At 72.1% G+C, this 10577-nt stretch carries 6 protein-coding genes; all 6 read left to right on the forward strand.

Annotated features, from left to right (window positions below; genetic code table 11):
* A partial coding sequence (locus PH203_RS32130) for a non-ribosomal peptide synthetase (RefSeq protein WP_289924425.1) occupies positions 1-4732 on the forward strand: 4732 nt, incomplete at its 5' end.
* 388 nt (positions 4733-5120) lie between these two features.
* Complete coding sequence (locus PH203_RS32135) at positions 5121-6404, forward strand: MFS transporter (RefSeq protein WP_289924427.1); 1284 nt, start codon at positions 5121-5123, stop codon at positions 6402-6404.
* A 77-nt stretch (positions 6405-6481) separates the two neighbouring features.
* Complete coding sequence (locus tag PH203_RS32140; protein ID WP_289924429.1) at positions 6482-8749, forward strand: MMPL family transporter; 2268 nt, start codon at positions 6482-6484, stop codon at positions 8747-8749.
* Between the two features lie 5 nt (positions 8750-8754).
* Entirely contained in the window at positions 8755-9390 is a 636-nt protein-coding gene (locus PH203_RS32145) for a DUF4097 family beta strand repeat-containing protein (protein ID WP_289924431.1), read from the forward strand.
* Between the two features lie 169 nt (positions 9391-9559).
* Entirely contained in the window at positions 9560-10333 is a 774-nt protein-coding gene (locus PH203_RS32150) for an alpha/beta fold hydrolase (protein WP_289924432.1), read from the forward strand.
* Positions 10333-10545, forward strand: a complete 213-nt coding sequence (locus PH203_RS32155; protein ID WP_289924435.1) for an MbtH family protein — start codon at positions 10333-10335, stop codon at positions 10543-10545. Before PH203_RS32150 ends, PH203_RS32155 begins: the two co-directional genes overlap by 1 nt.
* Positions 10546-10577: the final 32 nt, after the last annotated feature.

Here is a 10577-nt window from a genome sequence, read left to right on the forward strand (position 1 = left end):
GGTACGGCAGGCCGTCACCGTGGTCCGTGAGGACACCCCGGGCGACAAGCGCCTGGTCGCCTACCTCGTCCCGGTCGAAGGCTCGGTGATCGAACCGCGTGTCCTGCGCGAGGCCCTGGCCCAGGAGCTGCCGGACTACATGATCCCGGCGGCCTTCGTGGAGCTGGACGCGATCCCGCTCACCACCAACGGCAAGCTCGACAAGAGGACCCTGCCCGCTCCGGAGGCCGGACAGCTGCGCAGCGCGGGCGAGTTCACCGCTCCCCGCACCCCTCTCGAGGCGCATGTCGCCGAGATCTGGCAGCAGGTGCTCGGGGTCGACAAGGTCGGCGTCCACGACAGTTTCTACGAGCTCGGCGGCGACTCCATCCGCGCGGTCATCCTCGTCGGCACCCTGCGCGACGCCGGCTACCAGGCCGAGGTCCGTGACCTCATGGAGCACCCCGTCCTCGAGCGCCTCTGCGTTCTGATCGCCGGACGCGAAGCCGGCGGCTCGGGCCCGCGCCGTCCGGTCGAACCGTTCGAGCTGGTCCCCGAGGCGGACCGCGACCTGCTTCCCGAAGGGCTCGACGACGCCTACCCGCTGACCCAGAGCCAGCTGGGCATGCAGATCGAGATGCTCTCCGACCCCGAGAACCCGGCGTACCACCTGGTGAGCAGTCTGCGGATCCGCGACGAGCGGGCGTTCGACCCGCGGCTCTTCCAGCAGGCGGTGGACTCCCTGGTGGCCCGGCACGACGTGCTGCGCACCGGGATCAGCCTCGACCGCGGCTCCGTCCCCCTGCAACTGGTGCACGGTGACGTGCGCGCCGAGGTCGAGCTCGTGGACCTGACGGCGCTCACCGACGAACGGGCCGAGGCGGCGGTCAGGGAGTACGCACAGCGGTTGTCCCGCACGCCGCTCGACCCGGCGTCCGTGCCGCTGCTGCGGTTCACCGTCCACCTGTGCGCGGACGGCAGCTGGCAGCTCACCGCCGTCAACTCCCATGTGATCCTCGACGGTTGGAGCACACGTCAGCTCTTCAGCGAGCTGTTCGGGACCTACCACGGACTGCTCGCGGGCGAGCCTGTGGTCCACGAGAGCCCGGCCCTGCGGTTCGCCGACACGGTCGCCGCGGAGCTCGAGGCCCTGGAGTCGGCCGAGGAGCGCGACTACTGGCGGACGCTCGTGACCGGCACGGAACGGTTCACCGTCCCGGCCGGCTGGGGCTCGGACCAAGAGGAGGACGGCGGGCTCTACGTCCTGAGCGTGCCGTACGCCGACCTGGAGACCGAACTGCGCCGCCTGGCCGTGCAGTCGGGGGCGCCCTTCAAGAGCCTGCTGCTCGCCGCGCACCTCAAGGTGCTCAGCCAGCTCACCCCGGAGGAGGCCTTCCTCTCGGGCCTGACCCACCACGTGCGTCCCGAGGCGCCCGGAGCGGACCGGATCGCGGGCATGTTCCTCAACGTGCTGCCGATCCCGCACCACCGCACGGCCCGCACCTGGCGGGACCTGGTCGCGCAGACCTTCGCCACCGAGCGGACCACCTGGACCCACCGGCACTTCCCGATGCCGGTGATCGAGGGGGAGTACGGCGGTGGCGGCCGGCTCATCGAGGCGTACTTCAGCTTCCACGACTTCGAGGAGGCCGAGGACGCGGCGGGCGGCGCCATGGTCGACGCCACCGCGGCACTCGGATCGAGCACCAACGAGTTCGGCCTCGCCGTGTCGACGGCACCGGGACGCCTGCAACTGCGCTGCTCGCCGCGACTGGTGTCGCGTGCCCATGGTGAGCGGTTGGCGGGGATGTACCGGGCGGTGTTCGAGGCGATGGCGCTCGGTGGCGGAGGGGACGCTTCGGCGGTGTTCTTGCCGACGGTGGACTCTCAGTCGCTGAGCGGCTGGGAGGCCTCCGGTGAGGGTGCTGTGCGTGAGGGCGTGCCGGTGCCGGTCGTCTTCGCTGAGCGGGCTGCTGCGGCGCCGGATGCTGTGGCCGTCGAGGGCTCTGGTTTCTCGCTGTCGTTCGGGGAGTTGGAGGTGTCGTCGAATCGGTGGGCGGCGTATCTGGGGTCTGTCGGGGTCGGTCGTGGCTCGGTGGTCGGCGTGCTGCTCGAGCGGGGTGTGGACCTGCATGCGGTGATGCTGGGTGTGTGGAAGGCGGGGGCGGCGTTCGTGCCGCTGGACCCGGGCTTCCCGTCCGGCCGGGTCGCCGGGATGCTTGCTGACGCCGGCGCGAAGGTGCTGGTCACTGAACTGGCCTCGGCGCCGGTGGAGTTCGACGGCCGACTGGTCTGCGTGGATGATCCGGAGGTTGCTGGTGCGGTTGCGGGCGGTTCGGATGCGGCGTCGGGTGTGGTTCTTGATCCGGATGAGCTGGCCTATGTGATCTATACGTCGGGGTCGACGGGTCGTCCGAAGGGTGTGGCGGTCACGCATCGGGGTCTGGCCAATCATCTGGGCTGGGCGCAGCGGGAGTTGGCGGGTGCCGGTTCCGGTGGTGGTGCGGTGTTCTCGTCGGTGGCTTTCGATCTGGTGGTGCCGAATGTGTGGGCGCCGCTGCTGGCGGGGCAGCGGGTGCATCTGCTGCCGCAGGATCTCGACCTGTCGGAGCTGGGTGAGCGGCTGGTGGCGGCCGGTCCGTTCAGTTTCCTGAAGCTGACGCCGGGGCATTTGGAGATCCTGGCCCAGCAGCTGAGCGACGAGCGGATCGCGGGTCTGGCGTCGGTGATCGTGGTGGCGGGTGAAGCTCTTCAGGCCTCGCTCGCGTCCCGGTTCACGCGGGTCCTGGGTGAGGGCCGTCTGGTCAATGAGTACGGGCCCACCGAAGCGTCCGTCGGCACCTGCATCCACCCGGTGCCGCTGGGCGCGGGGCAGGGTGTGGTGCCGATCGGGGCTCCGCTGCCCGGCATGGTGATGCGCGTCCTGGACTCCGGCTATCGCCGTGTCCCGGTCGGTGCCGTGGGTGAGCTCTACGTCGCCGGAACCGGTGTCGCCCGCGGTTACCTCGGCCGATCGGCCCTGACCGCCGAGCGGTTCGTGCCCGACCCGTACGGTCCGTCCGGTTCCCGGATGTATCGCACGGGGGATCTGGCGCGCTGGGTGGAGCCGGGCGTGGTGGAGTTCCTGGGCCGTACGGATCACCAGGTGAAGATCCGTGGCTATCGGATCGAGACCGGCGAGATCGAAGCCGTCCTGCACAACCACCCGCAGATCAGCGAGGCGCTCGTCATCGGATACGAGCCCGCCCCGGGTGACGGCAGGCTCGCCGCGTATGTGGTGCCGCGCTCCGGAGCCGACGCGTTCGACTCCGCCGCGCTCACCGCGTACTGCCGTGACCAGCTGCCCGACTACATGATCCCGGGCAGCTTCACCGAGCTGCCGGCCCTGCCGCTCAACGCCAACGGCAAGATCGACCGGGCTCAACTCCCCGACCCCGCCGAGGCGGTGCGGCAGCGCCGGTACAGCGCACCGCGCAGCGAGACCGAGCGGCGTCTCGCGGCGATCTGGGCGGATGTGCTCGGTGCGGAGCAGGTCGGCCGGGAGGACGGGTTCTTCTCCCTCGGCGGACACTCGATCCAGGTGATCAAGGTGATCGCCGCCTGCCAGCGGGAGCGGCTGCCGCTGTCGCTGTTCATGCTCTACCAGCACGAGACGCTCGCCGACGTGGCCGCGGCCGTGGACGCGGCGGCATCCGAGCCGGCGCCGTCCGAGTCCGCGGCGGGCCGGTCCCGGGTGCCCGCGGGCAGTGAACTGGACGCGCTGCTCGCCGACTACGCCGTGCCCGGTGCCTCCGTCGCCGTGCTCGAAGGCGGTGACCTGGTCGCCGTGGAGAGTGCGGGACAAGACGGACAGGGGCGGCCGGTGACCCCGCGGACGAGGTTCCAGGCCGGCTCGATCAGCAAGCACATCGCGGCACTCGGCGCGATGCGGCTCGTGGAGGAAGGGGTGCTGCGGCTCGACGAGGACGTGAACCGCTACCTCGCCGGCTGGCAGGTGCCGGGCGCCCCCGGCGACACCCCGGTCACCCTGCGCCACCTCCTGGGCCACCGCTCGGGTCTCACCCCGACCCCGGGCAACGGGTTCGTGCCCGGCGGCCATCTGCCGTCCCTGCTCGACCTGTTGACCGGCGCGGCCGATCCGGCGGTGGCCCCCGTGGGCCGTGGAGTGGAGCCCGGTGCCGGGTTCCGCAAGGCCAACGTGCACTACGTCGTGCTGCAGAAGGTGATGGAGGACGTCACCGGTGAGCCGTTCGACGAGCTGATGCGGCGCCTCGTGCTGCTGCCGGCCGGCATGAACGACAGCAGCTTCGCCGCCGACTGTCCGGAGCGGTCCGGAGTGCTCGCGGCGTACGGACACGACGCCGACGGCCGGCTGATCGAGGGCGGCCGGCGGATCAGGCCCGACGCCGCGGCGGCGGGGCTGTGGACCACGGCGTCCGACCTCGCCCGGGCGGCGCTCGAACTGCGGCGCTCCGCGCTCGGCAGGCCGCTCGGCCTGCTGTCCAGGCAGACCGCCGAGCTGATGCTGACGCCTGCCGCCGACAGCCTCTACGGGCTCGGCACCGTCGTCGACGTGCTGAGCTCCGACACCGAGTTCGGGCACGGCGGCACCCCGGTCGGCTACTACGGCGCGTCCGTGCTGCGCCTGGGCACGGGGCGTGGCCTGGTGGTGCTCACCAATGGTGAGTCCGGTGAGCACGTGGCCAAGGCGGTCGCGGCCCGAGTGCGCAACGCGGCGGGCGACCCCCGCTGACAGCCCGGCGAACCCCCGTCAGCGCGACGGGGGTTCGCCCGCGCGGCCCCGCCCACCGCGGCCCGACGACCGCCGCCCGGTGACCCGGGCGCTCCCAGGGCGCCCTTCTGATGGATCTCCGCGGCGTCACGCCGCCCGGCACGCACGCTCGAATGCGCTCGCGCGGGGGCGCCCCCAAGCCGCCGCGCGGGCCCTTCGGGCGAACGACGGGAAGGTGACGACAGGGCCTGGGCGGCCCGGCCGACCGCGTCCGGCCGACCGCGTCCGGGCGGACGCCTGTGACGTCGCACCCCGGTGCCTCGACCGGCCGCCACGCGGGCCATCTGCCCGGCTCCGCACATGAATCCGCAGCCCTTTCCACACCCCCGGAAGACACCCGGAAGCCCCCATGACCTCAACGGACACCCTCCCTCCCGACGCCCCTGCCTTCCCGCCCTTGCGCCGCAACCGCGACTTCCGTCGCCTGTGGCTCGGCGCCGGTGCCGCGCTGCTCGGCAACCGCGCCGCCGTCACCGCGTATCCGCTGCTCTACCTCTGGGCCGGCGGGAGCCCGGCCGAGGCGGGACTCGTCGGCTTCGCCTCCCTGCTGCCCCAACTGCTCGTACTGCTGCCGGCGGGCGCCCTGGTCGACCGGCTCGACCGGCGCCGTGTGCTCATCACCTGCAGCCTCACCGGACTCACCGCCATGACCACCCTGGTCGCCGCGCTGCTCGCCGGCCGGCTCTGGCTCTGGCACGTCATGGCCGTCGCCTTCGTCCAGGGCGCCGCGGGCATCCTGCACCGGCTCGCCGAGCGGGCCGCCGTACGGCATGTCGTCCCCACCGGCCAACTGCGCACCGCCCTCGCGCAGAGCGAGGCCCGCGGTCACGGCGCGGGGCTGCTGGGACAGCCCCTGGGCGCGGCTCTGTTCAGCGCGGCGCGCTGGCTGCCCTTCTGCGCCGCCGCACTCGGCCATCTCCTCGCCCTGGCGACGGTGTCCGGGATCCGTGCCGACCTGCAGGACAAGGCGCGGCCCGAGCCCCGCTCCCTGCGCCGGGAGATACGCGAAGGCCTGGTGTGGGTGTGGCGGCAGCGTTTCATGAGAGCGTCCATCGCCCTGGTCGGCGGCAGCAACCTCGCCTTCCAGCTGATCACCCTGGCCATGGTCCTGATCGTCAAGGAGAACGGGCACAGCGCCGCCATGGTCGGCGTGCTCGGCGTGCTCGGCGGCCTGGGCGGTCTGACCGGCGCCCTCGTCGCCCCCTGGATCAACCGCCGTCTTCCCGTACAGGTGATCCTCATCGGTGCCCTGGCCCTGTGGTCCGTCCTGATGGCGGCCGTCGCCGTGGCCGACCATCCGGTCCAACTCGGCGCCCTGATGGCCGGGATGAGCGGCGCGGGTGCCCTGCTCAATGTCGCCGCGGGCAGCTATCAGGTCCTGGTCACCCCCGATGCCATGCAGGGCAGGGCCACCAGTGTCTTCACCCTGATCGGCTCCGGCCTCAACTCCCTCGGGGCGCTGATGGGCGGCTTCCTGCTGCATGCCCTCGGCAGCACCACCGCCGTGCTCGGCGCCGCCGCAGCCATGGCCCTGCTCGCGCTCACGGCACTCGCCTCTCCCGTCGTACGACGCGGAGGAGACGGCCACGAGAGCGCGCCGAACGGCCCAGACCGGCCGATATCGATCCAGTAGAGAACCCCCGTATAGGACCTACAGGAACCGCGACGGCGCCGAACCGCCGGAGCACGCACCGCACCGTAGGAGACTTCATGCCCACACATCCCCCCACCGAGGCCGGAGTTCCCCCGGCACGCGCGCCGCTCACCGAGCGGATCGCGGGCTGGTCGGCCCGTAACGCCAAGAAGTCGATCGCCGGCTGGCTGCTGCTCGTGGTCCTCTCCGTGCTGGCGGGCTCGGCCGCCGGAAGCGGTGCCAAGACCACCGACGCCGGAGAGTCCGGCCGGGCTCAGCGGATCATCCGCGAGGAGCGGACCATCGCGTCGTACTCCGAGAACATCCTGGTCGAGTCCGATCGCCGCGACAGCCGCTTCGCCGACGACCCGCGGCTGCGGGCCGCGGTCAAGGACGTGGTCGCGGCGCTGCGCGGTGCGGACGGCGCGGCCGAGAAGGTGCTCAGCCCGCTCGACGGCGCTGAGGCGGCCGCCGAGCTGGTCTCGGAGGACGGCCGCAGCGCCCTGGTCACCTTCGAGATCCCGGGCCCCGGTCCGAAGGCCGACACCCGGTTCGCCGCGATCAAGAAGTCGGTGGCCGAGGTGCGCGAGACGCACCCGGACGTCCGTTTCGCGATGGCCGGCGACCTGTCCCTGACCGCCGCCGTCGACCAGGCCGCCGACGAGGACCTGGCGCAGGCCGAGACGCTGTCGCTGCCGGTCACCCTGATCATCCTGCTCGTGGTCTTCGGCGCCCTGGTCGCCGCCGCGGTGCCGGTGCTGCTCGCCGCGACCGCGGTGCTCGCGGCGACCGGCCTGCTCGCGGTGGCGGGCACGGTGGTCCCGGCCAACAGCACCGTCTCCTCGGTGGTGCTGCTCGTCGGCATGGCGGTCGGTGTCGACTACTCGCTGTTCTATCTGCGCCGTGACCGCGAGGAGCGGGCGGCCGGACGTACCCCCGCCGAGGCGCTGCGGATCAGCGCGCGCACCTCCGGGCACGCCGTCGTGGTCTCCGGGCTCACCGTGATGCTCTCCATGGCCGGGCTCTTCCTCACCGGCGTCGACGTGTTCAACGGCATGGCCGTCGGCACCATCATCGTGGTCGGCCTCGCCGTGCTCGGCTCCGTCACCGTGCTGCCCGCGACGCTCTCGCTGCTCGGCCCCCGGGTCGACGCCCTGCGGGTGCCGTTCCTCGGCCGCCGGCGCACCACCGCCACCAGGTCCACGCTGTGGACGGCCACCGCCGCCGCCGTGGTCAAGAAGCCGCTGCTGCTCGGCGGCGCCGCGCTGCTCGCACTCGGCGCGCTGGCGGTGCCCGCACTCGACATGAAGCTCAGCGAGCCGGGCCGCCTCGACTCACTGCCGCGCAGCATTCCCGAGGTCGACGCCGGCATCCGGCTCCAGGAGGCCTTCCCCGGCGGCCCGGATCCGGCGCAGATCGTCGTCTGGGGCCAGGGCGCCACCGACGGCAGGGCGGACGCCGCCGTCGACGCCGTCCGCGAGGCGGCCGCCGGCAGCAAGCTGCTCGGCGAGCCGGTCACCGTGCAGAAGGTCGGCGACGTCCTGAGCGTCAAGGTGCCGCTGGCCGGCAAGGGCACCGACGCCACGTCGGTCAAGGCGCTCACCGAGTTGCGCGAGGACGTCCTGCCGCGCGCTTTCGAGTCCACCGAAGGACTCCACTACGCGGTCACCGGACGCACCGCCGGACTGCATGACTTCGCGGAGGTGCTCGACCAGCGCTCGGCGTGGGTCATCGGCTTCGTCCTCGCCATCTCCCTGGTGCTGCTCATCGCCGCCTTCCGCGCCCCGCTGGTGGCCATCGCCTCCGTGCTGCTCAACCTGCTGTCCATCGGCGCGGCCTACGGCGTGATCGTGCTGGCCTTCCAGCACGGCGGACTCGCGGGGCCGCTCGGCTTCACCTCGTTCGGCGGGATCGTCAACTGGCTGCCGCTGTTCATGTTCGTGATCCTGTTCGGCCTGAGCATGGACTACCACGTGTTCATCCTGAGCCGGATCCGCGAGCGCCGGCAGCGCGGTGAGAGCGCCGAGGACGCCGTCACCCAGGGCGTCGGCGCCAGCGCCGGGGTGGTGACCAGCGCCGCCGTTATCATGATCGCCGTGTTCGCGCTGTTCGCGACGCTCTCCGGTATCGAGTACAAGATGCTCGGCATCGGCATGGCGACCGCCATCCTGCTCGACGCGACCATCGTCCGCGGCATTCTGCTGCCCGCCGTCCTCGCCCTGCTCGGCGACCGCGCCTGGGGCCGTCCGCGTCCCGGTACTGGCCCGTCCGCGGACGAGCCCGTCGTCCAAGAGCCCGCGGAGGAGCCCGAGACCGCCCAGACACCTACCCTCCTGAGGACCTGACACCCATGCGCAAGCCCATCACCGCCGCCCTCGCCGTAGCCGCTCTCGCCACGCTCTCCGGGTGTGAGATGGACGAGGCGTTCGGCAACGACAAGTCGAACTCCGAGTCCAGTTACACCGTCACCGACAAGGTCCGTGCGCTCGATCTCGACACCAAGGGCGGCCATGTCGAACTGATCGTCACCGACGCCGAGTCCGTCAAGGTCACCGAGAAGTTCTCCTACAGCGACGACAAGCCGGCCACGAGTCACCAGGTCGAGGGCGGTGAGCTGCGGCTGACCGGCGGCGGCTGCGACACCGGTGACTGCTCGGTCAGCTACCGCATCGAGCTGCCGGCCGAGACCCAGCTGCGGGTGGACAGCGGCGGCGGCCACATCACCGGCAAGGGGCTCGCGGGACCGGCCCGGCTGCGCACCGAGGGCGGCCATGTCGACGTCTCCTTCACCAAGGCCCCGGACCGCATCTACGCGGCGAGCGGCGGCGGTGACATCACCGTGCAGGTTCCCGGCGGCCCGTACGCCGTGAGCATCGACGCCGAGGGCGGCAAGAGCGAGACGGCCGTCGACAACGACCCGAACGCCAAGCGGAAGATCGAGGTCCGCAGCGACGGCGGTGATGTGAAGGTCAAGTACGCCCAGTGAGCGGGCAGTTGGGCCACGCGGACTGCTTCCCGGCATAACGGAAAAATATAGCCACTCCTGACACAGTCCGGTCCTGGACGGATCACTCCGTCCAGGACCGGAGCCGTTTGTGCCCGCGTCGCTGCAAGGCCACGACCGTCTCTGTCAAGGCCACGACCAGGGAGCCCTCATGACTCGTTCCAGCTGGCTGCGGGTGTTCGACCCGCGGCCCGCACCCCGGCTGCGGCTGTTCTGCTTCCCGCACGCCGGGGGCGCCGCCAGCGCCTTCCACCCACTCGCGGCCCTGCTGCCCGAGGAGATCGAGGTGGTCGCCGTCCAGTACCCCGGACGGCAGGACCGCTACGGCGAGCCGATGCCCCGCTCCATGGGGCACCTCGTCGCCGAGGTCACCGACGCCGTCGCGGGACGGCTCGATCTGCCGGCCGCGTTCCTCGGCCACAGCATGGGCGCCACCGTCGCCTTCGAGACCGCCCGCCGGCTGCGTGCCACCCATCCCGTCGCCCTGCGCAGGCTGTTCGCCTCCGCCCGCCGCGCCCCGCACATCGACACCGGCCGCGCGCTCGACTTCGCCGACGACGCCGCGGCCATGGCGTACATCGACGCGCTGGGCGGCACCGGGGCCGAGCTGCTCAAGGACGCCGATCTGCGCGACCTCGTGCTGCCCGTGCTGCGCGCCGACTTCCGTCTGATCGCGGGCTACCGCTATGTGCCCGGTGCCCCGCTCACCTGTCCCATCACCGCGATCGCCGGCGACAGCGACGCCTCGTTCGCCCTCACCGACGCGGCCCAGTGGAACCGCCACACGATCGCCGGCTGCGAGACGCGGGAACTGCCCGGCGGCCACTTCTACCTGGAGGACGAGATGCCGGCGCTCGCCGCGCTCGTGCTCGACGCGCTCGCCGCCGATCTCCCCGCCCCGCAGCCCCCCGCAAGGAGCCTTTGATGAGCAGCAACCCCTTCGACGACGCCGACGGGCAGTTCCTGGTCCTGGTCAACGACGAGGACCAGCACTCCCTCTGGCCCGCCGCGGTCGCCGTGCCGGACGGCTGGCGCACCGCCCTCGACCGCACCGACCGCGCGGCCTGCCAGTCGTACATCGAAGCCAACTGGACCGACCTGCGCCCGCGCAGTCTGCGCGAGCAGTACGCCGGCTGAGAGCCGTACGCGAGCAGCGCGCCAGTTGCCCG

This window comes from Streptomyces sp. S.PB5 (assembly GCF_030403745.1).
Taxonomy (GTDB): Bacteria; Actinomycetota; Actinomycetes; order Streptomycetales; family Streptomycetaceae; genus Streptomyces.

Bases quoted from the DNA above. Each gene is read 5' to 3' on its own strand.
- PH203_RS32135 (WP_289924427.1), top strand. From the start codon at position 5,121: ATGACCTCAACGGACACCCTCCCTCCCGACGCCCCTGCCTTCCCGCCC.
- PH203_RS32140 (WP_289924429.1), top strand. From the start codon at position 6,482: ATGCCCACACATCCCCCCACCGAGGCCGGAGTTCCCCCGGCACGCGCG.
- PH203_RS32145 (WP_289924431.1), top strand. From the start codon at position 8,755: ATGCGCAAGCCCATCACCGCCGCCCTCGCCGTAGCCGCTCTCGCCACG.
- PH203_RS32150 (WP_289924432.1), top strand. From the start codon at position 9,560: ATGACTCGTTCCAGCTGGCTGCGGGTGTTCGACCCGCGGCCCGCACCC.
- PH203_RS32155 (WP_289924435.1), top strand. From the start codon at position 10,333: ATGAGCAGCAACCCCTTCGACGACGCCGACGGGCAGTTCCTGGTCCTG.